The sequence below is a fragment of the Chryseobacterium turcicum genome (genome assembly GCF_021010565.1).
GTDB lineage: Bacteria > Bacteroidota > Bacteroidia > Flavobacteriales > Weeksellaceae > Chryseobacterium > Chryseobacterium turcicum.
Genome location: NZ_JAJNAY010000002.1, coordinates 966031 through 992818, shown reverse-complemented (window position 1 = coordinate 992818; position 26788 = coordinate 966031). Strand labels below are relative to the sequence as shown.

Annotated in this window: 27 protein-coding genes; 3 read left to right on the top strand and 24 right to left on the bottom strand. The window is 31.7% G+C overall.

Annotated elements, in window-relative coordinates; all coding sequences use genetic code 11:
- Positions 1 to 11: 11 nt before the first annotated feature.
- The 4 genes from LO744_RS19315 to LO744_RS19300 all read right to left on the bottom strand — a co-directional run bounded on the left by LO744_RS19315 (position 12) and on the right by LO744_RS19300 (position 4463).
- Positions 12 to 1163, bottom strand: a complete 1152-nt coding sequence (locus LO744_RS19315; protein WP_230672350.1) for a glycosyltransferase — start codon at positions 1161 to 1163, stop codon at positions 12 to 14.
- A gap of 102 nt (positions 1164 to 1265) precedes the next feature.
- Entirely contained in the window at positions 1266 to 2414 is a 1149-nt protein-coding gene (locus tag LO744_RS19310; RefSeq protein WP_230672348.1) for a glycosyltransferase, read from the bottom strand.
- 1 nt (position 2415) lies between these two features.
- Positions 2416 to 3312 (bottom strand): glycosyltransferase family A protein, encoded by an 897-nt coding sequence (locus LO744_RS19305; protein WP_230672346.1) that lies wholly within the window; start codon positions 3310 to 3312, stop codon positions 2416 to 2418.
- Positions 3309 to 4463: a glycosyltransferase gene (locus LO744_RS19300; protein WP_230672344.1), complete on the bottom strand. Its 1155-nt coding sequence runs from the start codon at positions 4461 to 4463 to the stop codon at positions 3309 to 3311. The genes LO744_RS19305 and LO744_RS19300 overlap by 4 nt, the downstream gene beginning before the upstream one ends.
- 93 nt (positions 4464 to 4556) lie before the next feature.
- Between LO744_RS19300 and LO744_RS19295 the strand changes: the two genes are divergently transcribed.
- On the top strand, positions 4557 to 5333 hold the full coding sequence (locus LO744_RS19295) for a class I SAM-dependent methyltransferase (RefSeq protein WP_230672342.1): 777 nt from the start codon (positions 4557 to 4559) through the stop codon (positions 5331 to 5333).
- Positions 5334 to 5362: 29 nt separating this feature from the next.
- Here LO744_RS19295 and LO744_RS19290 read toward each other — a convergent pair whose 3' ends face one another.
- Genes LO744_RS19290 through LO744_RS19275 form a run of 4 tightly spaced genes read right to left on the bottom strand, consistent with a single transcriptional unit; the run spans position 5363 to position 8914 of the window.
- Positions 5363 to 6379 (bottom strand): glycosyltransferase family 2 protein, encoded by a 1017-nt coding sequence (locus LO744_RS19290; RefSeq protein ID WP_230672340.1) that lies wholly within the window; start codon positions 6377 to 6379, stop codon positions 5363 to 5365.
- A complete protein-coding gene (locus LO744_RS19285; protein WP_230672338.1) occupies positions 6379 to 7185 on the bottom strand; it encodes a glycosyltransferase family 2 protein in 807 nt (268 codons plus the stop codon). Before LO744_RS19285 ends, LO744_RS19290 begins: the two co-directional genes overlap by 1 nt.
- Positions 7186 to 7209: 24 nt before the next feature.
- The gene (locus LO744_RS19280) at positions 7210 to 8328 is read right to left on the bottom strand and encodes a glycosyltransferase (RefSeq protein WP_230672336.1); all 1119 of its coding nucleotides are present in this window, start codon (positions 8326 to 8328) and stop codon (positions 7210 to 7212) included.
- Between the two features lie 22 nt (positions 8329 to 8350).
- Complete coding sequence (locus LO744_RS19275; protein WP_230672334.1) at positions 8351 to 8914, bottom strand: acyltransferase; 564 nt, start codon at positions 8912 to 8914, stop codon at positions 8351 to 8353.
- A 69-nt stretch (positions 8915 to 8983) separates the two neighbouring features.
- On the opposite strand from LO744_RS19275, the gene LO744_RS19270 reads away from it, so the two are divergent.
- Both LO744_RS19270 and asnB read left to right on the top strand, forming a co-directional pair.
- Positions 8984 to 9991, top strand: a complete 1008-nt coding sequence (locus tag LO744_RS19270) for a glycosyltransferase (protein ID WP_230672332.1) — start codon at positions 8984 to 8986, stop codon at positions 9989 to 9991.
- Positions 9992 to 10089: 98 nt separating this feature from the next.
- Positions 10090 to 11910, top strand: a complete 1821-nt coding sequence (asnB, locus tag LO744_RS19265) for an asparagine synthase (glutamine-hydrolyzing) (RefSeq protein ID WP_230672330.1) — start codon at positions 10090 to 10092, stop codon at positions 11908 to 11910.
- A gap of 3 nt (positions 11911 to 11913) precedes the next feature.
- Here the strand turns inward: asnB and LO744_RS19260 are convergent, their stop codons facing one another.
- The 16 genes from LO744_RS19260 to rfbA form a co-directional block, all read right to left on the bottom strand.
- A complete protein-coding gene (locus LO744_RS19260; RefSeq protein WP_230672328.1) occupies positions 11914 to 12600 on the bottom strand; it encodes an NAD-dependent epimerase/dehydratase family protein in 687 nt (228 codons plus the stop codon).
- The gene (gene wecB / locus LO744_RS19255) at positions 12597 to 13676 is read right to left on the bottom strand and encodes a non-hydrolyzing UDP-N-acetylglucosamine 2-epimerase (protein WP_230672326.1); all 1080 of its coding nucleotides are present in this window, start codon (positions 13674 to 13676) and stop codon (positions 12597 to 12599) included. Before wecB ends, LO744_RS19260 begins: the two co-directional genes overlap by 4 nt.
- A 30-nt stretch (positions 13677 to 13706) precedes the next feature.
- Positions 13707 to 14489: a glycosyltransferase family 32 protein gene (locus LO744_RS19250; RefSeq protein WP_230672323.1), complete on the bottom strand. Its 783-nt coding sequence runs from the start codon at positions 14487 to 14489 to the stop codon at positions 13707 to 13709.
- The gene (locus tag LO744_RS19245) at positions 14486 to 15514 is read right to left on the bottom strand and encodes an acyltransferase family protein (RefSeq protein ID WP_230672321.1); all 1029 of its coding nucleotides are present in this window, start codon (positions 15512 to 15514) and stop codon (positions 14486 to 14488) included. Before LO744_RS19245 ends, LO744_RS19250 begins: the two co-directional genes overlap by 4 nt.
- Positions 15511 to 16344, bottom strand: coding sequence for an alpha-1,2-fucosyltransferase (locus LO744_RS19240; protein ID WP_230672318.1), 834 nt, complete (start codon positions 16342 to 16344; stop codon positions 15511 to 15513). The genes LO744_RS19245 and LO744_RS19240 overlap by 4 nt, the downstream gene beginning before the upstream one ends.
- Complete coding sequence (locus LO744_RS19235; protein ID WP_230672316.1) at positions 16341 to 17180, bottom strand: glycosyltransferase; 840 nt, start codon at positions 17178 to 17180, stop codon at positions 16341 to 16343. Before LO744_RS19235 ends, LO744_RS19240 begins: the two co-directional genes overlap by 4 nt.
- Positions 17181 to 17346: 166 nt before the next feature.
- Positions 17347 to 18234, bottom strand: coding sequence for a glycosyltransferase family 2 protein (locus LO744_RS19230; RefSeq protein ID WP_230672314.1), 888 nt, complete (start codon positions 18232 to 18234; stop codon positions 17347 to 17349).
- Positions 18231 to 19007 (bottom strand): glycosyltransferase, encoded by a 777-nt coding sequence (locus tag LO744_RS19225; RefSeq protein WP_230672312.1) that lies wholly within the window; start codon positions 19005 to 19007, stop codon positions 18231 to 18233. Before LO744_RS19225 ends, LO744_RS19230 begins: the two co-directional genes overlap by 4 nt.
- Positions 19008 to 19022: 15 nt before the next feature.
- Positions 19023 to 20048 (bottom strand): glycosyltransferase family 2 protein, encoded by a 1026-nt coding sequence (locus tag LO744_RS19220; RefSeq protein WP_230672310.1) that lies wholly within the window; start codon positions 20046 to 20048, stop codon positions 19023 to 19025.
- Between the two features lie 95 nt (positions 20049 to 20143).
- Positions 20144 to 21010 (bottom strand): alpha-1,2-fucosyltransferase, encoded by an 867-nt coding sequence (locus LO744_RS19215; protein ID WP_230672308.1) that lies wholly within the window; start codon positions 21008 to 21010, stop codon positions 20144 to 20146.
- A 170-nt stretch (positions 21011 to 21180) separates the two neighbouring features.
- Positions 21181 to 22080, bottom strand: coding sequence for a glycosyltransferase family 2 protein (locus tag LO744_RS19210; RefSeq protein WP_230672306.1), 900 nt, complete (start codon positions 22078 to 22080; stop codon positions 21181 to 21183).
- Entirely contained in the window at positions 22073 to 22789 is a 717-nt protein-coding gene (locus tag LO744_RS19205) for a class I SAM-dependent methyltransferase (protein WP_230672304.1), read from the bottom strand. The genes LO744_RS19210 and LO744_RS19205 overlap by 8 nt, the downstream gene beginning before the upstream one ends.
- A 17-nt stretch (positions 22790 to 22806) precedes the next feature.
- On the bottom strand, positions 22807 to 23586 hold the full coding sequence (locus LO744_RS19200) for a TylF/MycF/NovP-related O-methyltransferase (protein WP_230672302.1): 780 nt from the start codon (positions 23584 to 23586) through the stop codon (positions 22807 to 22809).
- A 10-nt stretch (positions 23587 to 23596) separates the two neighbouring features.
- The gene (locus tag LO744_RS19195; RefSeq protein ID WP_230672300.1) at positions 23597 to 24868 is read right to left on the bottom strand and encodes an ABC transporter ATP-binding protein; all 1272 of its coding nucleotides are present in this window, start codon (positions 24866 to 24868) and stop codon (positions 23597 to 23599) included.
- A gap of 34 nt (positions 24869 to 24902) precedes the next feature.
- Positions 24903 to 25751: an ABC transporter permease gene (locus LO744_RS19190; protein WP_230672298.1), complete on the bottom strand. Its 849-nt coding sequence runs from the start codon at positions 25749 to 25751 to the stop codon at positions 24903 to 24905.
- Positions 25752 to 25919: 168 nt separating this feature from the next.
- A complete protein-coding gene (gene rfbA, locus LO744_RS19185) occupies positions 25920 to 26783 on the bottom strand; it encodes a glucose-1-phosphate thymidylyltransferase RfbA (RefSeq protein WP_230672296.1) in 864 nt (287 codons plus the stop codon).
- Positions 26784 to 26788 lie beyond the last annotated feature (5 nt).

Below are 26788 nucleotides of genomic sequence, written 5' to 3'. Positions count from 1 at the left end.
CAAAAATTAATCTACAAGCCGTCAAGAATTGAAATGATTTTTTGTACTGAGTTTTCAAGATTGAAAGGCATCTCGTAACCTTTTAGCTTCTCGGTGTATTTTTCAAAATCTTGAGAATCGAGCAAAGCTTTCCTCATTCCGGAATAAATTCCTTCTTCAGAGTTTTCGACAATTAAGCCTAATTCACCATCATTCAGCATTTCTCTAACTCCTGAAACATCTGTGGCAATGATTTTCTTTTTTAAAGTAATCGCTTCAAACAAAACAGTCGGGAAACCTTCATACCTTGAACTTAAAATGTAATAATCTGCCTTGTTGAAGTACGGATACGGATTATCAGTAAAACCCAGCATGGTTGCGGTATTGTCGAGATTGAGCTCTGTTTTTAGCTTTTTGATATTTTCAAAATCATATCCGTCACCCACAATCAGTATTTTGTGTATAAAACCTTCGTCTAAAAGTTTTTTATGCACTCTTAGAAGTCTGTCAAAACCTTTCTGCGGAAAAACCGTTCCTACAGAGATAAAAGTAGGGTGGGTGTGGTCAAATTTATAATGAATGAGTGGTTGCTCTGTTTTAGATAGAATTTCTTCGGTATCTAAAGGGTTGTAGATTTTAATGATTTTTTGTTTTTCCGTTTCGTTTTCGGCCAATTCAAGAAAAAGCTTTTCTATTTTCTCTGAAATCACCATGATTTTATCAAAACTGAAGAATTTTTTAATCTCATCTTCTGTATATTCTTTTACTTGGGAAAGGTCATTATGAATCCAGACTATTTTTTTTGAAGAGGCGAGAGGCGAATTAATAATTTCATCTCGCATCCCGTGAATTGCCGCAAACTCAATATCGTATTTTTTTCCTTTTAGTTTTCCATTATACAAAAGAGATGGAAATTTTTTTAACGTAGTTTGATAAATAACTCTCGCTGCCTTTTTCGGAATATCCTGAATTCTGTTGGTGGTTATCATTTCTCCTTTATTTAAGTAAATGATATTAATCCAATTGGGAACTTCACTCAGATATTTCCCTGAATATAAATTTAAAAGCAAGTCAATCTCATATTTATCCTGCGGAAGATTTTTCAAAAAAGTAACCAATACTTTTTCTGCGCCACCATGACGAAGTGAGCCAATACGAATGAGGATTTTCTTTTTTTGAGACATTTATTTTTATTTATATTCTTTTAATTTTATCTTATTAATTTATAAAAAGAGGGTATTTTTAGCTATAATTTACTAGGGTATTTGAAGTTATTTAAATCGAACTTATAAAGAAGTAGGATTAATTATTCTATCCCATTGAGTAAGTGCTTTGTCTTTTCGCCATTTAAAAGATTCCTGAAAAGATGATTTAATGAGCTTGTTTAATGAATCTGGATTATTGATAAGATTTTGTAGACTTTCTCCAAACTTTTTTTCATCATTCAATGGAATTAAAAAACCGTTGTTTTCATTAATAATATCTGATGGCCCATAATTACAATTGTAAGAAATAAGTGCATTACCACAGAACATAGCCTCTAGTAATACCATTCCAAATGCTTCATTGATACTTGTAAATAAGAAAACTTTACTTTTTAACAGTTCATTTTTGATTTCGTTAATCGACAAACGACCTGTAAAAGTAACTTTTGATTCTAGCCTTTTTTCTTGAACTTGTTTTTTTAAATTCCACATTTCAGAACCTTCACCAATAATTTTAAGATGAAAGTCTTTTACATCTATTTGTGAAATTATAGTAATGATTGCACTCACATTTTTTTCTTGATCTAGCCTTCCCACATAAATCAATTGATTTATTTTACTTTCAAAATCAATACTTTTGATGCTTTCAAATGGTTCACCTATAATATTCGGAATTACATAAACATTGGGATTGAGTGTTTTATAATAATTAAAAGATGCTTTATTAATGCAAACAATTCCTGCTAAGTTTTTATATTTTGGACGCAAAAAATCACCCCATAATTTCCCTCCAACTTCGTAGTTGGAGTGTTCCCAAGCGAATGTTTTTTTTGCAATTTCTTTATTTGTTGCAATTTGAGAAGATAGCTTGTACCAACACGAAATAATGATATCATAATTTTGATGGTTGGTTTTGAGCCATTTATACATGGTATTCCACTGTCCGAAATCGAATATATACTTTTTTAGATTAAATCTATATGGGAATTTCTTTAAATATTTGTCGAGTAAAGGATTGATTTTCTGAACCCCAAAATGCTCGAAAGAATTAATTGTATGAATTTTAATTTTAGGATTTATTTCATAAAAAGTATTCTCACCTGCCATTAAAAACAAAATGCTTACTTGATAATCTTTATGACACAACTCATTGGCAAGATTAATCATAACTCTTGAAACGCCACCCGGTTTAAGATTTTGATAATAAATAAAAAGTATTTTTTTTGGCATTCTAAATGAGTTTTGAGAATGGGTAAAGTAGATTTGCCAGTAATTTCATTTCAGTAGATTTTAATTCTGAAGTGATTTTTTTTAAAGATCTACCATCAATTTTCGAAAATTTCAAATAGCCGCCCAAATTCCTAAGAACCGGAATAGGATTGCTCCAAATTTTTGAACTATAGGTATTTAGAAATGCTTTGTAGTTTTCGGCAAGCCCAAATGCATTTTTTTTATCATAAAACTGATTGGCGAGTGACTGCTCGTCATCTTTGTCCCGGAAATAAATTCTCGTTACTTTATTAATACAGTAATGAAAACCCAATTGATCAAACTGAAATTGGAAAACTCCTTCCGGAATAAAGCCTTTTCCTGAGAGATTTTCAAAATTAAGCTTCATTTTTTTATAAATATCTGTTTTTCCCATTCCCCATTTATCGCCTTTTATTTTGTATTTGTACCGCATGTCGAAAATAGTACAGATAAAGGGTGGTTCAGGAAAATGGTCTCCCACAATATTTCCAAACTGATCTTCACAAAGCGTTGATACAAATACAATATTTTGATGATCATGAATCTGCTCCCAAGTATTGACGAGAATTTCCATAGAATTTTTGGGTAAGGCATCATCAGAATCTAAAGGTGAAAAATATTTGCCTTCTGCAAGATCAATACCCCGAAAAAAAGTTAAAAATTTATGTTGATTTTCCTGATGATAATACCTGATTTTAATATCAGATATTCTCTGGAATTCTTCAACGAGTTCTTTAGTTTTGTCGGTAGAGCCATCATCAATAATGAGCCATTCGAAATCTTTAAACGTCTGATTCTGCAAAGATTCAAAAACCCTCGGTAAAGTGTGCGCTCGATTATAAGTGGGCGTAAGAATGGTGACTAATGGCTTTTTCATCCTTTAAGTTTATATTGTTTCTGAAAAACAGAAGTTACCTGATTGTAAATTTTTTCATTATCAAATTTCTCCACAGAGTGTACCATGTTTTTCTTGTATTTCTCTGTCAAATTGGTATTGGTGAGAAATAGTTTCATGCCTTCATAGATTGATTTTTCGTCTGGCTCTACAAGATATCCGTCAAAATCATGCTCAATCATTTCGGGAATTCCGCCTACATTGGTGCTTACAATCGGAATGTTTAATCCCATTACTTCTCCGATGGTTAAAGGATAAGATTCAGACTCTGAAGGGAGTACGAAATAATCAGAATTTTTGATATAAGGATAAGGGTTTATCTGGCTGTCAAGAAGAAGAAATGTATTTTCAACATTTAATTCTTTTGCTTGTTTTTTTAAATTTTCCATCTCTGCGCCACCGCCAATCACCGCAATAGAATGTGAAAAACCTTCGTCTAAAAGTTTTTTGTGTACATTCATCAACGTGTGATAGTTTTTACGGCTATGCAATCTTCCCATAGATGAAAATACGGGATGCGTATCGTAATGTACAGGGAATTCTAATGCTTTTATTTTTACGTCATCTATTTTTATAGAATTATAAATGATAGAACTTTTAGGATATTCAATCTGATATAAATCTGTGATAACATCTCGGGTTTGCTTAGACCCAAAAATTACCCAGTCAAATTTTTTGAGTGCATTGATTCTGCTTAAAACTCTTTTTTGGTCAGGATCATAGCCTACATCAGTATGAAACCAGGCTATTTTTCTTGAGGATAAAGGGCTAGACAGAATGTTTTCAAATTCGGCATAGGTAGGAGCAATTTCGAGATCAAAATCTTTTTTAATGATTCTGCGGTATAATATTTTAGGATTATTTCGATAAAAAGAAAGAATTAAATTTCTTTTTATAAGCTGCAAGGTTCTGAGAAGCTTGTTGGCACTCATATCTTCTCTTCCTTTTTGCAGAGTAATGAGCTCAATATCTTTAGGAATACTTTTTCTAAGTTCTCCTTGGTCAATGGTCAGAAAAAAAGTAATGTCAAACAAGTCTCTCGGTAGATTCTCCAACAAATCGAGAAGTACTCTTTCTACTCCTCCCATTTCCATGGAGCGATGACGGAACAGAACTTTTATTTTGTGAGGCATTTGTGTATTTTAAAAAAAATTAATCCTTAAAGAAACAAATATAAGACTGTTTGTGCAATTCTTTTGTATTTTTACCCCTTAAAACATAACTGTATGAGTAAAGTTTCAGAAATTACAAGCACATTTGTCGCTTATCTTAAACGCCCAGATCTTTATCCCGAACTAAGACGTAAGATATGGAAAAATATATTCAACCGTTCATCAGGGTTACGAGGCAAGGAAGAAGCAGAAAAATGGTGCCAAAGCATTGCTGTTTCTGAAAAAGATTTCATAGAAAATGTATTGAAAATAAGCTTTGTTCCTTTTGAAAATATCTTCCCTCAAGAATATCAGAATGCATTAGAAATACAGGAAAAAACACCTGTGAAAATGGGAGGTGCGGGTTCTTTAAGTGTTATTTATTACATCAACGAATTTGCAAAGGCTCAAAGTTCTATCGAGACCGGAGTTGCCTATGGATGGTCTTCTTTTGCTGCTTTAGCATCTTTAGTTTCCAGAAATGGAACACTTTATAGTTCAGATATGCCTTATATTCTTCAAAATCAAAGTGAAGATTTTGTAGGATGTGTTATTCCTGAAAAATATAAAAGCAACTGGGATCTTTTTCGATTTGCAGATAAAGAATCTCTTCCTAAAATTTTTGAAAAAGCAAAAACTTTTGATGTTGTGCATTACGACAGCGACAAAACGTATGACGGAAGAATGTGGGCATATAAAATTTTATGGGACAGATTGAGAAACGGAGGTGTTTTTATGAGTGATGATGTAGGTGATAATGCTGCTTTTAAAGATTATTGCGAGCAGAATAATCACACACCGCATATTATTGAGTTTGATGGCAAATATGCCGGAGTTATTATAAAACAATAAATAAAAGCCACAGATTATTTTGTGGCTTTTTAATGGGTATTGCAGCCCAATGCTTCATATTGTTTTCGGAATTTATTGACCCACTTTTCAAATTCTGAAATGTTGATTTTTTCTGATACAAACCCTTTAAAATAATCTAAAGAAAAATCTTTTGGGAAGTTTTCCATTTCGTTAAACTCATCTTTTAGCCAAGCTTCATTGATCAGATAATTAAACTGGTTTACATCAAAGTTAAAACCATATTCATGATAAGAACTGGTGGCTGAGGATTGAAAAGTTGTTTTCATCGCTTCACTTTTAAGTCTGGAAATAAAATTAGGATTGTTTTTATTTCTACGATAAAAAACAGAAGCATTAATAAGTTGTTGCTTTTCGTCTACTTTTTCATCGATATTTTCCCAAATGTTGAGCCAGTATTCTTTTTTATAAAGTCCCATTAATATCGAATTGAGTGACCAATATTTAAGAGGTGTAAAGTTGTCTACAATTTTAAGTCTATAAAGAATTGTGAAAAACAGAAATTGATTACGAAAAAAAGCAGACATTAATTTTTTGTTCATCAACAACAAATCTTTCGGTTGTGCAGACTCTACATCATCAGTAATAGAATTGAGTATTAAATCTTTTCTTTCAGTCTCATTTCCCAGCCAGCCAAGCTTTAGTAGATGGATGTCAAATTTTTTGGCTTGATTTTGTAATGTATTGACATCAATTTTTTCGGTAAACCAAACATCGTCTTCGGTAATAATGAGATAGTCTGAACTGTTTTTTACAGCTTCATACCAGAATTTTGTGGGTATTTCAAAGCCATTAATAAGTTTTCCGGATTCTATATTTTCTTTAATCGCAATGACTTTCTTTTCATATTGATTAGAAAGTAATATTTCTACTTCAGGATGTTTTTTACGGATTTTATCTAAATATACTTTTGGAGTACCATCATCTAAAATTTTTATTTTCAAATCACCTGAAACATTTTGATAGATTGAAGTAATGCAGCGATCTAAATAAAAAGGACGATTAAAAGACTTTATCAGTATATCCATTAATTAAATTTTCTTAGAATTCTTTTAAATAAAGTATTCTGATTTTTTAAAATAAACTCGGGTAAATTATCGATTTCGTTGATGCTTTTACCAAATAAAGACTTAATATTTCTTCTTTTTGCGGTGTCTAAAATTACTCTTTGCCAGTTTTGATTTAGTTTTCCTTTTTTTGAAGATTCTTGTGAGACGCCTTTATCGTGTAAACGGTAATAATAAAGTGGGATATTTATAAAATTGAATCTTCCCACTTCATAAAGTTTAAGATATAAATCCTGATCCACAGCCGAACTAAGCTCTATATTGATTCCTACCGTTTTATCATAAGCCTCTTTTTTAAAAGTGAAAAAATGATTGGCTTCTAGAAAAACATTAAAAAAATCTTTCTTTCCATTTTTTACAGCACGCGAATGCTGGAATATCTTAATTGGCTTTAATTGATGATCACAAAGATAAAATTGAGAATAGGTGACAATATTATCTTGCGTATGATTTTCTATGCTTATTTGTAATGCGTTTTCTACTAAAGCATCGTCGGGATCTACAAATCCGCAGATTTCTCCGGATGCCATCTCTACACATTTTCTTTTTGTATATCCTACCCCTCTGTTTTCCTCATTTCTGAAAACTTTTACATTCGCGTTATCTTTTGTAAGTTCTACGATTTTTTGATAAGAATTATCCGTAGAGCAATCATCTACAAGGATAATTTCAAAATTTTGATAGGTTTGATTAAGAATGCTTTTATAGCATTCTATAAAATAATTATAGTTGTTATAATGCGCAATAAGAATTGAGAATTTTACCATAGAATTATGTTTAAATCTATATGTTTATCTGCTGTTTAGACTTTTTATTATTGTTTGAGAGACATCATTCAGGTGTTTATCCAAAGAAAAATTTGCACGAATAAATTCTTTTCCTCTTTGTCCGAATTCTTTTATGACGTTTTGATTTTCTAAGAGAAAAATCATTTTTTCGGCCATAGAATCTAAGTCATGCTCGTCAACTAAAAAGCCAGTTTCTCCATCAATTATTGTATCAATTATTCCTCCGTTTTTTGTAGAAACTACAGGTAAACCAGCTGCTGATGCTTCAATAATTGCTACAGGAGTGCCTTCTGCATCACCATTTTCAGCCGTTACAGAATGTTGAATGAATACAGCGCTTTCGCTGAGAAGTTTCATTTGTGTTTCCTGACCAATCCAGCCAACAAAATCTATTTTATCACTTAATTGTAATTCTTCAATCAATTGTTGGCATTCTTCAAACAGTTCTCCGTCTCCAGCAAATACAAATTTAGCATGTGGAAATTTCTCAAGAACTTTAGCGAAGGCTTTAATACTGATTTGAGGTGATTTTGTCTCTGCAAAACGCCCGATAGCTAAAAATTGATACGATTCGTAAGAGGGTGAGATCTTAAAAAAGTCTTCTTTGGCCCCGATAGGAGAATATACAATTTGTTCGTCACTGAATCCTAAATTTTTTAGTTTAGGAACCATATTTTTTGCAACGGGAATTACAAAAGCGTTGTATTTTCCTAATTTTGAATAAATAGCAGTATTGCTTTCTAAAACATCTTTCTTATGAATCTCATATCCTAAAACATTAGCAACTATCGGAATTTTTAGCTCCTCACAAACTTCTCTCACTGCTGCTCCGGTCACTAAAAAATCTCCGACTACACAATCTATTTTTTCTTTTAAAAGAATTTTTTTAAATCTTTTTTTTATTATTTTTTGTAATCTTTTATGATTCATTAAAGATATTGCAGTAAGGAAATATCTTGTTATTTTTTGCTTTCTTAAACTTGTGCCCATATAAAAATAGGGAACAAAACCTCCAAAAAGGACAATTTTTTCGAAAGGTAAATTTTCAATATAATTTTTTACAAAAGGCCCCATTGGTTTATTTAATCCGGGGGTAGCTATTAAAATTTTAGGAGTTTTCATTCAGCGTTTTTATGAGAATAGTTTATAAAGATATTCGATGTTGATCTTGTTTATTAATGATAATTGAATTTGCAGGAACATCTTTGTGAATGATACATCCTGCTCCCAAAATAACATTATCGCCTATTGTGACATCTTTTAAAATAGTAACATTTGCTCCAGTCCATACATTATTTCCAAGCTTCACTTTTCCAATATTGAAATCTGTTTTTGATACTGAGAATGGCTCTTTTGTATATTGATGGTTATGATCAAAAATTTTCATGCCTTCTCCAAGAATACAGTTTTTTCCGATTTCAATTTCTCCAAGACACGAGATTGTAGCTCTGGTTATGTAAGTTTCGTCTCCTATAATAAGTTTTGCATTAGATTTTACAGTAATAAAGTTAGCTTGGTTGATCATAACATTTTTTCCAAACTTAAATTCTGCTTCCGAAGAAATATCTAAAAAATTATCAGAACCCAGTTTAAAGGAATTATGAATAGAACTTTTGCTGGTGAAAAAAAAATCGCGATTTTTTTGATTGATGCAGCTGTTTGCAAAATTTTTTAATTTTATAAAATATAAACCTAAAACCTTTTTCATCTAAAATGTTTTATCCAAAAGTATTAAATATTCTTTTAATTTTGTAATAAATAACAGTAAAACAATTTGATGAGCACCAATCAACCTTTAATTAGTATTAATATTCCTGTTTTTAAATGTGAGAAATATATTCTTCGATGTTTAGAATCTGTAAAGAGTCAAACTTATACAAATTTTGAAATTATTTTGGTTAATGACTGTACTCCAGATGGGAGTATGGCTATTATCGAAAAATTCGTTAAAGAAAATCCTGGTCTTACCATTAAAGTTGATGAGCACAAAGAAAACTCAGGGCTTTCGGTTGTGAGAAATACAGGGATAAAAGCTTCGAATGGAAAATATATTTATTTTTTGGATAGTGATGATGAAATTACAGAAAATTGTATCGAATTATTGGTTGAAAATGCATTAAAGACTGATGCACAGATTATAATTGCTCAAAATCGATGGATTAATACTTTTGAAAATACAACGAAAGACTTTGGTTTTCCTACCAATGCCCCCAAAAAGTATTACGATAATAATCTGGAAATATTTTCGGTGTACAGTAACGAAAAATTCCCTTCTTCTTCTTGGAATAAATTGATTAAAAGAGAATTTATCGTTGATAATAAAATCTTTTTTGTGCCGGGATTATTTGCGCAAGATGAGCTTTGGTTTTTTCATTTGCTTTTAAAAGCTGAAACTTTAGCGATTATTGATGATATTACCTATCTCTATTATCTGCACGGAGAATCTGTGATTTTTAATAGAAATAAAAGGAATTTTGAGAATTATTTAACGATTCTTGAGCATTTTACAAAATCGTATAATGAGCAAAAAAATCCGGAATTGAAGAAGCTGATTAAAAAGAAAATTGTTCTCTTCAAAGAGACGGTTCTTATTATTCAGTGGAAAGCCTTGAAGGATAAAGAATATTTGCGTACCAATATTTCAAGAATGCAAAAACTCACAAGATTAAACTTGATAGATTATATTAATCCGAATTTCTCTCTAGGAATTAAAAAGAAAAATTTTGCCCAAAATATACCTTCAGATTGGGCTACGAAATTATTTATCTGGCGCTTTGAGAGATGATTTCAGTTTTTTTAGAAAAAATATTACAGAAAAATTAAAGAATAAGAAGAATGTGATATGAATTTTCGCAACCTTTTTTTACAAAATAATATTGCTATATGTGTGGAATTTCGGGAATTGTAAAGACAAATATTTTAAATGATGACTTCTATAAAACGAGTCTCAAAAATATGACAGATTCTATTATTCATCGTGGCCCGGATGATGAAGGTCATGAATATTTTCAAAACTGCTTTTTAGGTTTCAGAAGACTAGCCATTGTTGATTTGTCAAAAGATGGGCATCAACCGATGTACTCAGACACAAAAAATGAATGCATTGTTTTCAACGGAGAAATCTACGGGTATCGCGATGTAAAAAAGGAAATGAAAGAATATCCTTTTAAAAGCAATACAGACACAGAGGTTATTGTATCTCTTTATCAAAAATACGGTTCAGAAACTCCGAAACACCTCAACGGTATGTTTTCTATGGCAATCTGGAACGAAGAAAAGCAAGAATTGTTTTGTGCAAGAGACCGATTTGGTGAAAAACCATTTTATTATGCAACCGGGAAAAACGGAGAGTTTATTTTTGCTTCAGAAATTAAAGCTATTTTGGCGACCGGTTTGGTAGATTCTGAATTAAATGATGACGCGATATTTCATTTTCTTCGTCATATGTATGTTGATAGTCAGCAGAGTATTTATAAAAATATTAAAGTTTTGCAGCCTGCTCATCAACTTCTTTATAAGGATGGTGAAATAAAAATTTCTCAATATTGGAATTTTCCAAAAGAAGAATTACAAATCTCAGAAGAAGACGCAATTATTAAATTTAAAAGTTTAGTTGAAGAGTCTGTTGAAAAGCAATTGATTGCCGACGTGAAAGTAGGAGCGTTTTTAAGTGGTGGTTTAGATTCCGGAACGTTGGTTGCGCTTTCTTCTCAGCATCATTCCAATCTTACCACTTTAGGTTTTGAATATCAAGGTGAATGGAACGAAATGCCTGAAGCAAGAAGTATTTCGAAAAAATACAATACCAATCATCTTGAAGTTTCTTTGAAAGATGACGAAATACCTAAATTATTGACCGAGGTTTTAAAAAAGCTAGATGAACCATTGGCAGACACCGCTATTTTGGCAACGTACACCATCTGTAAAGAAGCTGCAAAAAAGATGACCGTTGTTATTACAGGAAATGCCGGTGATGAGCTTTTTGGAGGGTATAAATGGTATCAGAAAGAAAAAGAAATTTTAGATAAAGGGAAGGCTAGTAAAACGTTGCTCCCTTTGTATAAAGTGGGCTCTACAGTGAGTGAGAAAACTGGTTTTTCAAGTGGTAGAAACTATTTTTTAGATAAAATTTTCAGAGCAAAATTTCCAGATATTGTTTCTTACCAGACGGAAAAAGTACATAATAACTTCACCAAAGAAGAAACAAAATTACTTTTAAAATCAGATTCAGATTACCAGCATTCTTACCATTTTCCAATGGATAAAACCAACCTGAATACTGCGATGAAAATGGATCTCACCAATATTATTCCGGGAGATTATATGGTAAAAGATGACCGTATTGCGATGATGCATTCTATAGAACTAAGAACTCCTTTTTTAGATAAAGATTTAGTTGAATTCTGCTCTGCACTTCCTGCAAAATATAAAGTGGATGCTCTACAGACTAAAATTATTCTTCGAAAAGCTTTTGGTACATTGTTGACGGATAATATTCTTAACAAAAGAAAACAAGGCTTTGGAGCTCCTATTGAAAAATGGTTAAAAATCCCTGCAATGGAAGAGCTTTCATCAAAAATATTAAAAAATCCGGCATCAAAAATTTTCAGTAAACTAGATTTCTTACAGGTTCAAAAAAACTTAAACTATAATTATAAACACTGGTCTTTGCTTGTACTGGGAATCTGGATGGAGGAACATTAGTTTTTACATCACAGCGTAATATTTTTTTAATATTTCCAACAAATAATTTTCCTTGTTGATAAGATTATTTTCAGTAAAATAACGTTCAATATCTGGAATATTAATGTCGTATCCTGAACCACTTTTTAAGAGGTTGCTATTGATTTTTTTGTCGTAAAATTTTTCTACAATCTCCAAAATCTCCAAAATTGAATAATTTTTGAGATAAGCAACATTGATAATTTTATTCAAAGATTGATTTTTTAGCAAATCAAAAGTTACATTTCTGATGTCATCTACATCAATGAGGTTACGTGTTGCTTTGGTATGAACGTTAATTGTTTCATCGTTTTTAACAGCTCTCACAATATAATTCATGAGAAGATTAGGGTTTCCTCCTTTTCCTACGGCATTGCTTACCCTTAATATTAAAAACTGATTACACGATTTTTTAATTAGCTGCTCCATTTTGAGTTTATGAAGAACATAGTCGCTTCCTGTTTTAGAAGAATCATAAATACTGCAGGTGGAAAAATAGATAAATACTTTGTCAGTATTTTCAGTGATGGTACTTTTAATAAGATTTTCCTCACGTAAAAATTCTTCGACTCTTGTTTCTAAAGAGTTGGAAACTCCAGACGCAAAGAAAATTGTATTTTCTCTGTCGTGAGCTGTGAATAATGATGCAATAAGGCCTTTTCCTACAATCATTCTATTATTTTTGCGACTATTTTTTCTGCTGATTTTCCATCACCGAAAGGATTGTTTTCACTTTTAAAAATATATTCTTCAGGATGATGATAAATTGCGTTGAAGTTTTGTTTAATTTTTTGAATATCACTTCCTACCAAAATACCACATTTACAAGTAATAACTTCAGGTCTTTCAGTCTCTTCTCTCAAGATTAATATGCGTTTTTGTAAGCTTGGTGCTTCCTCTTGGATGCCTCCGGAATCTGAGATAATGATTTTAGACTTTGCCATTTTTGTAATGGCTTCCAAATAGGAGAGAGGTTCTGTAAAATTGATATTTTCTGGAATACCACTCTCAAAAACTTCTAAAATGATTTTCCTGGTGTTGGGATTAGGATGTAAAGCCCAATCAAATTGAATGACCGGATTTTCTTCAGCTAATTCTTTTATTGCCTGAGCAATGTTTCTTAAAGGCTGACCAATATTTTCTCTTCGGTGTGCAGTAATAAAAACACAATCTTGATATTCTACTTGAATCTTTTCTTTTTGAGTTACATACTTTATCATGTCGACAATGGTATTGCCGACTAAAGAAATTTTATGTTCAGAAATATTTTCGTGAAGAAGGTTTTGTTTTGATAATTCTGTAGGAGAGAAATTAACATGAGTCGTCAAAGAAACAACGCGTCTGTTAAACTCTTCCGGAAAAGGCAGATTAATATCAGATGTACGAAGCCCGGCCTCAATATGATAAAATTTTCTCTGTTCTAAAAAAGCCACCATAGATGATGCTAAGACGGTAAATGTATCGCCTTGGGCAATGATTTTTTGAATATTTTCTTGATGAACGAGATTTGAGATGTCGTTGATGAGTTTTGCAATAAGATTAGAATTACTGAAATCTAAAGACTGCACAGATAACTGGAAATCGGGTGTAACTCCGAAGCTTTTTTCCATTTCGGTTAAAAGAGAATCATGCTGCCCGGTGTTGACAATGGTAATGCCCTGTCGAATCCTATTAAATTCATTGATAAGAGGGAATACCTTCAGAAATTCTGGACGCGTCCCATAAATAATTGCAATTTTTTCGCTCATCATGTTATTTTCAGTAAAAATAATAAAAACTTAAGATTTTAAACGCTTTACAATATGCTTTAATAACATTTTTAATGGAAATTGATTAAGAATTTCATCTGCAGAAAACTTTTTCATATTGTTGACGACATTGTGTATTTCTTTTTTCCCATTTTTCATTTCGACTATGTTTTTTAAATGAAAATGAGAGTGTACAAAATCTTTGAAAGGATTGGGTGTATCTCTTTCGTGCCATGTTCCCACAAAATGATGACTTGCATAGTTCTTAGGCAAATCAAGACAGAAATAAGTAGATGGATAAATTACAATTCCGTCTGCCAATTCCTGATATTCGTCTTTATTGGGATTAACTTTATATTCGTTAACCAAAAGATCTGAAACAAAAACAGTATTGGTGGTAAGGTCAAAATCAGTTTTTTTATCGTAAAAATCCAATACTTTTTTGGGCCATGGATGTCCTGCTTCTGTTGCCCAAAGTGCTGTAAAAGGCGAACCTGTAATTTCAAAACCAGAGAAAGCGCGGTGTATTAAAAATTCGTTTAAAGAAAATTTTACTTCCACATCAATATCCATGTAAATTCCACCTTGCTCAAATAAGGCTAATGCTCTTGCGTAATCAGATACGAAAGCCCATTTTTTATTTTTTGCAGCCAACTTTACATACGTGCAGCAGTTGATATCAAAATTTGATTCATTCCATTCTATAATTTCATAATCCGGTAGATTTTTCTTCCAAGAGTCGAGACAGATATAAAAAGATTCAGGTTTCGGGTTTCCACCAAACCAGCAATAATGTATTTTTTTTGGAATCATGTGCTTAGAAATTTTCTTTTTAAAAACTTATTAACGGGCTTTTCAAAATATTCAAATAGCAAAATACTAAAAAATAGGGTAGCCAAAAGAATGATAAATAGTGTTGCAATAGGATTAGTATCATCCAAAAAAGGTAACATTTTAGTAATAACAAAAAGATGAATCATGTAAAAGGAAAAACTAATTTCGCCCAAATAAACCAATATTTTGTTTTGTAATAATTTTGAAATTCTGCCTTTTTCGAAGGCAAATATCAGAATAATTGCTGACATTGGAATCCAATAATACGCAGAAAAACGATACATTCTTGGGATTGCATTGTGAGGCAAGAAAAATACAATTAATAATAAGATTGCTAAATATTCCCAGGTAGAAGTCGTAAGCTTTTTGTGATTCGTAGAATTTATATATTTAAAAAAATGATAGAGTAGTATCCCCAAAGAAAAATCGAGCAATCTGCTGAACGGATTGATGTAATAGACAAATTTTATATAGGCATCTGGTACTTTTAATGACAACGAAAATAGAATGATACTTAAGATAATCAAAAGTAAAACACTCGTTATTTTATATTTATTGATAAAAGGAAAAATAAATGGAAAGGAAAAATAAAAAAAGAATTCGTTAGAAATACTCCATGACGGTGCATTGATAACATGATTGTTTATAGTGGGAAGAAATGATTGTACGGCAAAAATATTAATTAGCCATGTTGACCAACTTATGTTTGCGATAGATACGGCGCAAATAAGCATGGTTAAAAGATACAAAGGATATAGTCTAAAAAATCGTGCTTTATAAAACCGAATGGTATCGAATTTATTTTTTGATATTTTTAAATCATTACTATACGAAATCACAAAACCACTTAGAATAAAAAAGAAGCTCACCCCAATATATCCTTCAAAAAAAATGTTTCTAACGAACCAGTTAAATATAGGATTGTCACTTTTTATTCCTTGCAAATGACTCAGAAATACAAAGAAGGCAAAGAAAAATCTCAAAGATGTTAAAGGTTTTATCATGCGGTTTCAAAATTAAAATCTTTGATCATCACCCATTGAGGATTATATTGATAAAGATCGGTGTTTTCTATTCTTCTGCTTCCAAATATTGGGCAAAAGGTGTTTTCCTGAGATTGGTATAAATAATTTGAAATATATGCCGCCCAAAAAGAAAAAGTAGAATTTGATAAAATTAAATTTTTTGAGTTTGCAACCCATAGAAAACTGGTAATGATTTTATGATCATTCAAATCTGGAAAATTCAGTTTAGAGGTATACTCATTCAGAAAACCAAAATTCTCTTTACACCATTGCATATTATCGGATAAAATATTAATTCTAGACCATTTTTTGTCTTTTAAATAATTTTCAAAAACATGTTTTATAAAACCAATTTGGTCATATCCATAAATAGAGGAATTTCCTTTTTCATAAAAATCTCCTCGTCTGATGTTGATCGTGAGCTCATTAAGACTAGGCTCAGAAAACGATGATAAAAACGACTTCACAAATTCTGACGACACTAGATATTTTTTAATAAAATCATTTAGATCTTTCTCAGAAAAATCTTCTTTAAAAACCTGATAAAAATTGTTGGATGCATCTTTTTTATGATAAAACTTTACCTGATTTTCTGTGATGATATATTTTTTAAGCTGAGGGAAATAGGCTGTCAAATCATCCATATGTGGGGTATAAAGTACTTTGAGTGATTTTCCCTGTTGGTCAAAAATATAGGCTCTCAAGAAAAAGTACAGCAAGTTTCCCCATCTTGCCCCTTTTGGAGTGATGATTACCTCTGTACCAGATGAAAAAATTATAAAAAAAAATTTCTTTAAAAACGCTCTCATAATAAGTGTTTGGTTCTGTTGATGATTTTTAAGGTATTTTTTATTCCAAATATTTTGGGGTTGAGGTATTTAATAATAATTTTAAAAGATTCAAGACGAGGGTATTTAAAGTTTTTCAGTAAGGCAATAAGCTTATAAAAATTCTCTGTTTCTACCTTGATGTCTATTTTCTGATTTGGGAGAATTCCTATTATAGACCGTACTTTAAGGATGTTATTCAGCCATTCTTTAGAAATTGATCCTGCAGAAAAGTGATTAATTAAAATCTGATCAGTTACAAAGTTGGTGTATTTTTTTGAAGCTTCTAAACTAAAAATAAGATCATACCCATGAAAACCAGTAATGTTTTCATTAAATTTTACGGTGTTATATACTTTCCTTGTGCAGGCAAGGAAAACTCCGTCTAATGATTTTACAGGGATTCCTGTGGCATTTTCCGGGAAATGACATCTATTATTTAAAAATTGCTGCCCGTTATTGTCTGTCTGAATAAAATGTAAAAACTTATGACCAGAATTCCACCAGCTTCCTGGAACATACGAATAGTAATCTCCACCAGCAACTCCTACAACGCCACAATTGGGTAATGTTAAGATTTGTAAAAGCTTCTCACCCCAATTACATTCAGTAAATAAAACATCTTCATGTAAAAACAGTAGATTGTCATATTTCGATTGGGCTGCACCAGAATTGTAAGCTTTGCATATTCCCATTTTACCGGGATTCCAGATTTTTACAATTTCGTATTCAATTTTATCACCAATAGTTTGGCTTATGTTTTCTGAGATCTGTTCAAAAAAATGATTTTGATAAGAAGAGATGATTATAGAAAGCATATTGAATAGTTGATGGTTTTTTTACTAATTAGTAATTAGTAATTGGGTTTTGGAATTTATTCTCGGTATTTTAAAAGCTTAAAATATATTATTAAATCTTATATGGAATTGTTTTATTATTAGGCTTTAATTTTTCGCCTATAGACTATTACTTACTCTCTAAAACCTATAACCTTAAAAGATTAAATATTTTTTTCAAAGATTTAAATTTATGAAGACTAACATACTCGAAGATAAATTTAGATAAATCTAAATGAAGTTTATTATTAAAAAGTATAATGTAACATTGCTCGAGTAGAAAACTTTTTGATGATTTGCTCAACGATGAATAATCTTTAATTTCGAGATAAGAATCCCAGTAATAATAAAAATAATTAATCTGTCTTTGCCTTTCATCAATGTTTTTTCCAAATTGAAAAGAATCATCATGATATCTTCTAAGCGAAAGAACAATATCTTTTGCAATCGCTTTTTCACTCGTAAGAACAAGTTTTGTAAAATAATTATATTCTTCTGCAGATTGATTTTTTTCTGTAAAACGAATTGATTTTGCAACCTCTGTTTTTATAATAGGATCTAGCGTCAACCAATTGATTTCTTTTTGAATAAAATGATCTGCAGAAATAGGCAATGTAAAAAGATGACGATAATTAATCGAATTGTGATTTTCAGGATTATTAAAATATTCTGTTTTTGTTATGGCAAAATCGTAATCACCAGAAGTGATCATTGTAGCCTTTTCCTGAATGTGATTCGGGGTCATCAGATCATCACTATCAAATAAAATAACATATTGCCCTACTGCGTTTTCTATACCGATATTTCTGCATGCATTGGCGCCTTTAGGAGAATTTGGTGAGCGCTGAATAAGTTTGAAACGCGAATCTTTTTCTACATACTTTTGAATCACCTCAACAGAATGATCCGTAGAGCCATCATCTACAATAATACACTCCCAGTTTTGATAGCTTTGCGCCAAGATAGAATCTAGCGTTTCTTCTATGAGAGTAGCACGGTTGAAGTTGGGGATGATTATAGAAATCAGATATGTCATAGATAAGTGCGTTTTGTCACTAAGATGTAAACTTTACCAAGATAGAAAAATATTTTGTTTTTGAGTTCTCTAAACGGAGAATCAAAATCAGGAACCATCATTTTTTTACCTGTCCGTTTTGAAAAAGCTCCTTTCAGGAAGTATTTCAACGATTCTTTTATTGGTTTTGTACCTGTACTTTCAAAAGGGTGTTTCACCAAAAAAATAGGATAGTAAAAACCTTTGAGATTGTTTTTAATTAAATCTTTAATGAAAATCTCTTCCTCACCTTGCCTTAATCTTGTTCCCAAGCCAAACCTCTCATCAAAACCAATTTTCTCACTTTTTATTTTTTCGATATTGATTAAAATTTCAATAGAAGCTACTGCAGGATAATGAGTTTCAAAAGCATGTTTTTCAGTTGCATATTCTTTAAACTCAGGTTCATCATCTGGAGTCTTTATTTTGAATGCTGCAAAATCAGGAACTTCTGCTTTTATAATCTCTAAAACTTTTGCAATGCCTTCTTCAAGATATTCTACATCATCATCCCCAATAATTGCATAGGTTGTTTTGCAGTTTCTTAATCCTATATTTCTGCTTTTAGAAAGCCCGGTTGACTGAGTGGTGATTACTTCGATATCTTCTCTTTTAAGAAATGAGGGAAGTTCTGTTTTGCCGTTTTTTTGATGGATAATCAGATATTTTATCTGGGGGTGCACAATTTTTACTGTATTTTCCATACGCAGAATTCCTTCGTTTAAAGTAGAAATTATGAGGGTAAGTGTATGCATAAAAGTGTTCTATGATTATTTTTTTAAAATCATTTTTGCAGATAATTTTAGATTGCCCAAAAATCCGTTTTGTATTATTATTTCTTTTCTGTTTTTCAAAATAAAAAAAATAAGTGAAGGTTTCTTCTTTTCTATTTTCCCAAAGATTGTGAGAAGTCTGTGTGTAATTGTGTTTTTAAGTTCTATTTCGCTGTAGAATTTTTTATTCTGATTGGCTGCTTCAAGTTGATTGGTAAAGATAATAAGTTTTATAAATTCTTCGGCAGCAAAGCGGAATACTTGTAAGCCTCCAAACAGTGTTTCACAAAATCTGATATTGATGTCAGAATTTTCAATCCCTAAATAGAGAAGCTGGTCACCGATTATTTTTTTTGCCGTTTGAGATTGCAGGCTGTTTTCTACGACTGATATATTGGTTTGGTGTACTCTGTATTTCAGTAAAGATTCTGGGATGTTATATAATCTTGTAACTCTTGACAGACTGACCCAAAATTCATAATCTTCTGCAGACTGATAATTTTCATCATATCTGAGATTTTCCATTGTTGATTTTCTTAGCATTACCGTTGGATGGCCCAAAGATGAGCGTCCCAAAAGGTTTATTTTTATAGCTTCTGAATCTACAGGATGTTGTAATGTTTTTTCTTTTATACCTTCCCCGAAACAGGTAAACCACGTTCCGCAAACTCCTATTTCTGGGTTTTTGTGAAATATATCAATCTGCTTTTCAAACCTTGTAGACAGCGCAATGTCGTCCTGATCCATTCTTGCAATAAATTCACCTTTGGCAAGGTCTAAACCTTTATTTAATGTTTTTATTAAACCTAAATTCTGCTCATTTTTTATATATAAAATTCGGGAATCGAGATAAGAAAGAATGATGTTTTCTGAAGCATCATTTGAAGCATCGTTAATCAATAGCAACTCAAAATTTTCATAAGTCTGCCCAAGAATGCTGTCTATACTTTCTTCCAGGTATTTTTCGCCATTGTAAATCGGCATTAAGACAGAAATAAAAGGTTTTTTGAGCTCTTGGGACATGTGTTTTATTTTATGATAAAAATAATCTTATTATTGTTGTTTAGTGATGAATGTGAAATTTTCTCTAAAATTATAGTTGCATCTCGTTAAGGTTTTTAAATAGTAATCCACTTTTGGGGAATGATATCTTGGATGTCGAAGTTTGCAACCTCTTTATTAAACCAATTTTTCGGAGCTATAGTTTTCCCATCTTTTTGTCCTAACCAAGCTCCCCACCAACTGAAACTAGAGTTGGCAATGATGTGATGGCGGCATTGTGTCATAAGGTACATGTCTTTCCAGCTGTTGTTGCCGTGGTTGTGGTCTATGTACTCGATGTTTTTTATATTCTTAAAAATTTCTTTGCAATAACTGATGTCATCTGAAAATACAAAAAAACTGCAGTTTTCAAAATTTTCTTCTAAAAAATTGATGGCTTCTAAATAGTATTCGGAAGGAAGTGAACCATGGTATTTCTGAATATCTGGTTTTAGGTAATCTCCCCTTCTCAAATGGATAGAAACAGTATTTTCTATACTGTTTATTTTCTTTTGAACAATTTTGTTTTCAGTATCTAGATCCGGAAAGGTAAAGTCTTTCAACAGAATGTCTCTGATGTGCGCAAAATACTTTTCAGACTGAAAATAACCATCAAGATAAATGTTTTTAGAGGCGGATATGTTTACAATTTCGTTTTCTGACTGCGTAATATGGGTGAGGTTTCCGTATATGAGCTTTCGTAATATTTTGTTTTTTAATGATTTACTAAAAAAAACTTCTCTCTCTTTGTCTGATGAAATTTTATAAGATACAGGAAATATTCCGAGCTCAAAATCTCTTTTGGTAAAATGAACAGATGAAGTATTATTATTTTGTAGGAAAGACAAATCGAGATATACTGTGTTTTTAGAAGAAAGACTTCTGGCAATAGCATATTGAAACATCTGATTTCCTAGTCCTCCTTTGAGTTTAGTGATGATCATTTATTTTTTTTATTAAGGTTTTTATATCCAACATTAGTCTATGATTAGTTTTTAACCAATCAATATCTTTATCCCACCATTTTAAATCTGACAAAAATTTACTATTGTACAATTCATTAATATCACTTTAATTGAGTTGAAAGATTTACATGGTAAAACAACAAAATTCTCTAATTTTTATATTTTCTTTTTAAAAAAATTCTTATTTTCTCACTATAAAGCTTTATAAAGCTTCTATTTATATCTTTTGGAAGTGAGCCTTTGTAGTTTAGACTTCTAATCTCTTTAGAACTTTTGATATTAAATTTCTTTAATAATAGATATGTACTATGGTCGAAATCTGAATTTTTTATTTTTTTTACGTTCCATTTACTTAAAAGATAAAAATGTTCAAAAACATTTATAGCTTTATTACTTTCTACACTTTTTGTTATCTGGGTAGAACTTGATCCTATGCTGATAGCATCAATTTCTGAATATATTAAATTATTATTTCCTAAGAGTATTTGGATATAAAAATCAATGTCTACTAACCATATTGTATTATTATCAAAAATAGAAGAAATCGTTTTTCTGAATATAGTAGCACTTGGAGCCCCTATAAAATTACCATTCAAAAGAATTAAAGGATTTTTCTTTATTTCTTCAATTTTAGAACTTGAGGGTTTATTATAACTTAAAACAGTGTTTTTTTTCAAATCAAAATTTCTCGATGCTACAAAAGCAAAATTACTTTCAGGATTCTTGTCGAGTAAGTCTACAAAGATTTGTAATGAATGATTGTAGGTGAAAAAATCGTCATGATGAAGAATTTTTATATAATCACCAGAGGCTTTTCTCATCGCCTCATTCCAGTTTTCGGGTGAACCCAAAGCTGTACTGTTTTTATAATAAGATATGTTTTTAAGATGAGAATGCTTGTGTAGATAAAGCTCTATATCGTTGTTTGAAGAATCATCTGTAATTACCACTTCATAATCCTGAAAATTTTGCATCAAAACAGATTCGAAGCATCTTTCGAAGGCTTCAAGATTATTGTAAGTCGGAATACAGATTGATACTTTAGGCATTTTTTTCGGCAATACAGATTAAAAATTCTTTATTATCCAGTTCCTCATGAATGGTGTGGGTCTGGTAATTTTGATAGTAATGTTTTTTCAGGCTAAAACCAGATTTTTCTAACCATGTTTTTACTTTCTCTTCATTGATATAGAAGGTAAGATGAAAACCTAATTTTTTGGCATCTTCAGATTCTTCTTGCATGTATGGGGTCGAAAATATCAATTTTCCTTTGCTTTTTAAGCCTTTATTGTAAAGAGAAAGAAGTTTGTAGATATTTTCTTCGGTGAAATGTTCTATCGTTTCAAAAGAAATGATGGCATCAAATTCATTTTCAAAATCAATTTCCAAAAGATTTTTGTTTTCAAAAGATACATTTTTGATACTTTGATAGCGTTTTTTTATCTCTTCGATTACTTTCGTGTTGAGGTCTATTCCCAGTACACTTTTGCTTTTTTTGCTAAGAATTACACTGCCATAACCTGTACCGCAGGCAAAATCTCCACATGCCAAGTTCTTGTCAATATTTTTTTCGGCAAATAAATATCTCTGAATATGATTTTGCTGGTACATATCTAGTTTTGATATATCCAGTGAAGAGGTGTAGGTGAAATCTACTCTTTCACCACCGTCACCCAAAGGATTGCTTTTGTCAAAATCGTATGGCTCAGGTTGTTTTGTCGTATTTCTTTTAAATAATTTTAGTAAAATATTTTTCATCTTTTTCAGATTATTATTTATGATTTTATAATGATGCCTTGACAGGTTGGTAAATATAAAACTTCCGCACCAACCGACTTAGCAAAATCATTTTGTGCTTTTTCCTGTTGTTTTGTAGAATTAGAATATCCGTGGTCATCCAAAACAATGATTCCGCCGGGTACAAGTTTGTCCCAAAAAAACTTTAAAGCTTCCACTTCGGGAATTACAGAATTCATATCAATTGAGATAAAGGCAAATTTATCAGAATCTACCAAAGAAAGAGTTTCTGGTATAGGGCCTTTGATTATTTTGGTATTAAACGGTTCAAATGTTTTTTTTACCTTTTCAAATTTATCTTCTTTATCATATCCCAATATAGAGCTAGCTTTCATTTCTTCTGCAGAGCTGTAATCTTCATGCATTCCCTGAAATGTATCGAGAAGATAATATGTTTTTCCGGTGCTGTTAAAATCTATATAATTGATGATTGCTCGGGCAAAAATACCACTGCTTACTCCACAGTCGGCAAAGTCGCCTTCCAGGTTTTTGGCATAGTTGGCAGCCCATACCAAGACATGTATTCTCCATTGTATATCATAATCTTTTAGCAACATACCACCATCTGTATTTTTACCGAGCTGATAAGATTCTAAAAATTTAGGATCTTTCATAAAGTCGCATGAATGATAGGTGTAAAGCAGATCATTCTGGTAGGTTACCTGTCGCCGATCTAAAACAAGACTGTCTTTTGGGATAATGATATCATAACCTCGATTACGAAGGTATGTTTTGGCTAATTTTGTAATGAAATTCATTCTTATGTTTTTATGTTGTTTCCCAATTCAAGATAGGTCTTACGGCACCAGGAAATACTCCGGTATAAAGACCTCGTGCCGAGATTCCGCCAATTCTGTCTTTGATTCTGAATTTCAGAATGTCATTTTTGAAAAGGAAAGGTTGATAGCTGAGCCCATCAATAAGTCCTAAAGAGCAAGTGAATGTTCCTTCGTTTAAAAAATGGGAAGGGATTTTACATTTTGTGATATAATTTTTGTTTTTATTACGGATTTTTATTTCAGGGTTCAAGTCATGACTTGCCAATACAATAACATCCATTTCATTGGTAATACTCAGCGCGTGTATAAGATTAATGTTGTCTGTGTAGTTTGTAAAATCCATACAGATAAAAACTTCTTCATCAGAAAAAAAATCTGAAGTATTTTCACCGTTTATATTTTCAAGCCAAACTTTGTGCATTGTCATATTCTTGGTGGTTTCGTTTCCGAATTCTACCATTGAACTTAATTTCTGGTCTTCCGAAATATATTTTGAAATGATATTGGGGGTAATATCGTGGTCAATAAGATTTCCGTTTTTCAGAAACATAGAATGAGTACAAAGCCTTTCTATAGCGGTCATATTATGGCTTACAAAAAGCACTGTTCTCCCTTCTCCTTTGCTTACATCACCCATTTTTCCCAGACATTTTTTCTGAAATTCGGCATCACCAACCGCTAAAACTTCATCTACAATCAAAATCTCAGACTCTAAATGTGCTGCAACAGCAAATGCCAAACGTACGTACATCCCAGAAGAATATCTTTTTACCGGAGTATCGATATATCTTTCAACTCCTGAAAAATCGACAATCTCATCAAATTTTCTGGTGATTTCTTTACGAGTCATTCCTAGAATTGCTCCATTCAAAAATACATTTTCACGACCTGTCATCTCTGGGTGAAAGCCTGTTCCTACTTCTAGAAGAGATGCTATTCGTCCGTTGGTATATATTTTTCCAGTAGTAGGTTTGGTTACTTTACTCAAGAGTTTAAGTAAAGTAGATTTCCCGGCACCGTTTCTTCCGATAATTCCTACGGCATCACCTTCTTCAATTTCAAAATTAATATCTCGAAGTGACCATACATAATCAGAGTCACCTTTTGTAGATCTGTCGTTGGTATCACCAATTTTAAGATAAGGGTCTTCCTTTCCTCTTGCTTTGTGCCAAAATCTGTTGAGGTCATGAGAAAGTGTTCCTGTTCCTACTTGTCCTAAACGATATTGTTTTGATATATTTTCTGCCTTTAATGCAAGCATGTTTTTTTTAATTTAAAATTACTTGTTCTGTTATTTAAACAGTATCCATAAAAGTTTTTTCAACTTTATTGAAGATTACGGTACCTACTGCTAAGAGAAAGAAAATAATAATTGTACTGATGCCAAGCATGGGTACAGAAAAGTCTCCTTTGCCAAGCCAGCCGTACTTAAAACATTCGAAAATTCCAGTAAGCGGATTGTAATAAGCTAGCTCTCTCCAAATTCCTTTTAATGCAGAAATAGGATAGATTACCGGAGTTGCATACATATACAAGCTGACTCCAAAGCCTAATAACATATTGATATCTTTGTACTTCGTAGTCAGTGAAGAAAATATCATACCAACACCCAAAGCAAAAGCTGCCATAAGAATAACTAAAAAGGGTGTGGCAAGAATCCAAATGTTTGGTTCTACCTCACCTTTTATAAGATAAAATATCCATAATATTAAAAACAATAAAAACTGTACTCCAAATCGCATCAGGTTGGAAATAACAATAGAAATAGGTGTTACCAATCTTGGGAAATATACTTTTCCAAAGATTGCCGCATTACTCGCAAATGTTGATGAGGTTCCTGTAAGGCTGCTAGAGAAATAATTCCAAAGCATTACGCCAGCAAGATAAAATAATATTTTCGGAGCTCCGTCTGTAGAAAGATTGGCAATATTCCCAAAGATAATAAGGTACGCCAAGGTTGTAAAGATAGGATTGATAAAAAACCAAACAGGACCTAAAACCGTTTGCTTGAAACTCGATACGAAATCTCTTTTTACAAACATATAAATAAGATCCTTGTACCTCCAGACTTCTTTTAGCTTCAAGTCGAATAAAGAATGACTGTCTTCAATGGTTTCTGTCCACTTTTGCTGTGGTTCATTCATTTGTGGGAATTTTTACAAATTTAAAATAATTAATTGATTTTCAGTTTGCTGAATTTTAAAATATTCTTCATATTCAAACAAATGTATCGCTAATATATTAATTATTATTCTTTAAACAAAAAAGCTACTAATCTCAGACTAGTAGCTTTGTGTATTTTATAATATTTCTTATTTATTTATCAGCTTTTTAAGATATTCACCATATCCGCTTTTACCATATTTGGTTGCGGTTTCTAGTAGCTTCTCTTCATTGATAAAACCGTTTCTGAAAGCAATTTCTTCAATGCAACCTATTTTGAAATCCTGTCTTTTTTCAATGACGCGTACAAATTCTGAAGCATCATTTAGAGAATCAAAAGTTCCGGTGTCTAGCCAAGCTGTACCTCTGTCGAGTACACCCACTTCCAATTTTCCTTTTTGTAAGTATACATTGTTGATATCGGTAATTTCAAGCTCGCCTCTTGGGGAAGGTTTGATGTTTTTTGCAATTTCTACCACTTCATTATCGTAAAAATACAATCCAGGAACAGCATAGTTCGATTTTGGATGGGTAGGTTTTTCTTCGATAGATACTGCTTTCAGATTTTTGTCAAACTCTACAACACCATATCTTTCTGGGTCTGCTACGTGATAAGCGAAAACAACACCACCATCGGGATTGGTCTTATTTTTTAATAAAGTTCCCATTTCAGAACCATAGAAAATATTATCACCTAAAACCAAAGCAGCAGAATCGTTGCCAATAAATTGATCTCCTAAGATAAAAGCCTGTGCTAATCCATCCGGACTTGGCTGAACAATGTATTCTATATTGCATCCCAATTGAGATCCATCACCCAAAAGTTTGATAAACCCTGCCTGATCATGCGGAGTTGTGATGATTAAGATATCTCTAATTCCTGCTAAAAGCAATGTGGAAAGAGGGTAGTAAATCATCGGTTTGTCGTAAACAGGCATCAGTTGCTTGCTTACGGCTATCGTGAGGGGATAAAGTCTTGTTCCGGAACCTCCGGCTAAAATAATGCCTTTCATCTTGC

Coding starts and splice junctions, on each gene's coding strand:
- LO744_RS19315 (WP_230672350.1), bottom strand. CDS start 1,163: ATGTCTCAAAAAAAGAAAATCCTCATTCGTATTGGCTCACTTCGTCAT.
- LO744_RS19310 (WP_230672348.1), bottom strand. CDS start 2,414: ATGCCAAAAAAAATACTTTTTATTTATTATCAAAATCTTAAACCGGGT.
- LO744_RS19305 (WP_230672346.1), bottom strand. CDS start 3,312: ATGAAAAAGCCATTAGTCACCATTCTTACGCCCACTTATAATCGAGCG.
- LO744_RS19300 (WP_230672344.1), bottom strand. CDS start 4,463: ATGCCTCACAAAATAAAAGTTCTGTTCCGTCATCGCTCCATGGAAATG.
- LO744_RS19295 (WP_230672342.1), top strand. CDS start 4,557: ATGAGTAAAGTTTCAGAAATTACAAGCACATTTGTCGCTTATCTTAAA.
- LO744_RS19290 (WP_230672340.1), bottom strand. CDS start 6,379: ATGGATATACTGATAAAGTCTTTTAATCGTCCTTTTTATTTAGATCGC.
- LO744_RS19285 (WP_230672338.1), bottom strand. CDS start 7,185: ATGGTAAAATTCTCAATTCTTATTGCGCATTATAACAACTATAATTAT.
- LO744_RS19280 (WP_230672336.1), bottom strand. CDS start 8,328: ATGAAAACTCCTAAAATTTTAATAGCTACCCCCGGATTAAATAAACCA.
- LO744_RS19275 (WP_230672334.1), bottom strand. CDS start 8,914: ATGAAAAAGGTTTTAGGTTTATATTTTATAAAATTAAAAAATTTTGCA.
- LO744_RS19270 (WP_230672332.1), top strand. CDS start 8,984: ATGAGCACCAATCAACCTTTAATTAGTATTAATATTCCTGTTTTTAAA.
- asnB (WP_230672330.1), top strand. CDS start 10,090: ATGTGTGGAATTTCGGGAATTGTAAAGACAAATATTTTAAATGATGAC.
- LO744_RS19260 (WP_230672328.1), bottom strand. CDS start 12,600: ATGATTGTAGGAAAAGGCCTTATTGCATCATTATTCACAGCTCACGAC.
- wecB (WP_230672326.1), bottom strand. CDS start 13,676: ATGAGCGAAAAAATTGCAATTATTTATGGGACGCGTCCAGAATTTCTG.
- LO744_RS19250 (WP_230672323.1), bottom strand. CDS start 14,489: ATGATTCCAAAAAAAATACATTATTGCTGGTTTGGTGGAAACCCGAAA.
- LO744_RS19245 (WP_230672321.1), bottom strand. CDS start 15,514: ATGATAAAACCTTTAACATCTTTGAGATTTTTCTTTGCCTTCTTTGTA.
- LO744_RS19240 (WP_230672318.1), bottom strand. CDS start 16,344: ATGAGAGCGTTTTTAAAGAAATTTTTTTTTATAATTTTTTCATCTGGT.
- LO744_RS19235 (WP_230672316.1), bottom strand. CDS start 17,180: ATGCTTTCTATAATCATCTCTTCTTATCAAAATCATTTTTTTGAACAG.
- LO744_RS19230 (WP_230672314.1), bottom strand. CDS start 18,234: ATGACATATCTGATTTCTATAATCATCCCCAACTTCAACCGTGCTACT.
- LO744_RS19225 (WP_230672312.1), bottom strand. CDS start 19,007: ATGCATACACTTACCCTCATAATTTCTACTTTAAACGAAGGAATTCTG.
- LO744_RS19220 (WP_230672310.1), bottom strand. CDS start 20,048: ATGTCCCAAGAGCTCAAAAAACCTTTTATTTCTGTCTTAATGCCGATT.
- LO744_RS19215 (WP_230672308.1), bottom strand. CDS start 21,010: ATGATCATCACTAAACTCAAAGGAGGACTAGGAAATCAGATGTTTCAA.
- LO744_RS19210 (WP_230672306.1), bottom strand. CDS start 22,080: ATGCCTAAAGTATCAATCTGTATTCCGACTTACAATAATCTTGAAGCC.
- LO744_RS19205 (WP_230672304.1), bottom strand. CDS start 22,789: ATGAAAAATATTTTACTAAAATTATTTAAAAGAAATACGACAAAACAA.
- LO744_RS19200 (WP_230672302.1), bottom strand. CDS start 23,586: ATGAATTTCATTACAAAATTAGCCAAAACATACCTTCGTAATCGAGGT.
- LO744_RS19195 (WP_230672300.1), bottom strand. CDS start 24,868: ATGCTTGCATTAAAGGCAGAAAATATATCAAAACAATATCGTTTAGGA.
- LO744_RS19190 (WP_230672298.1), bottom strand. CDS start 25,751: ATGAATGAACCACAGCAAAAGTGGACAGAAACCATTGAAGACAGTCAT.
- rfbA (WP_230672296.1), bottom strand. CDS start 26,783: ATGAAAGGCATTATTTTAGCCGGAGGTTCCGGAACAAGACTTTATCCC.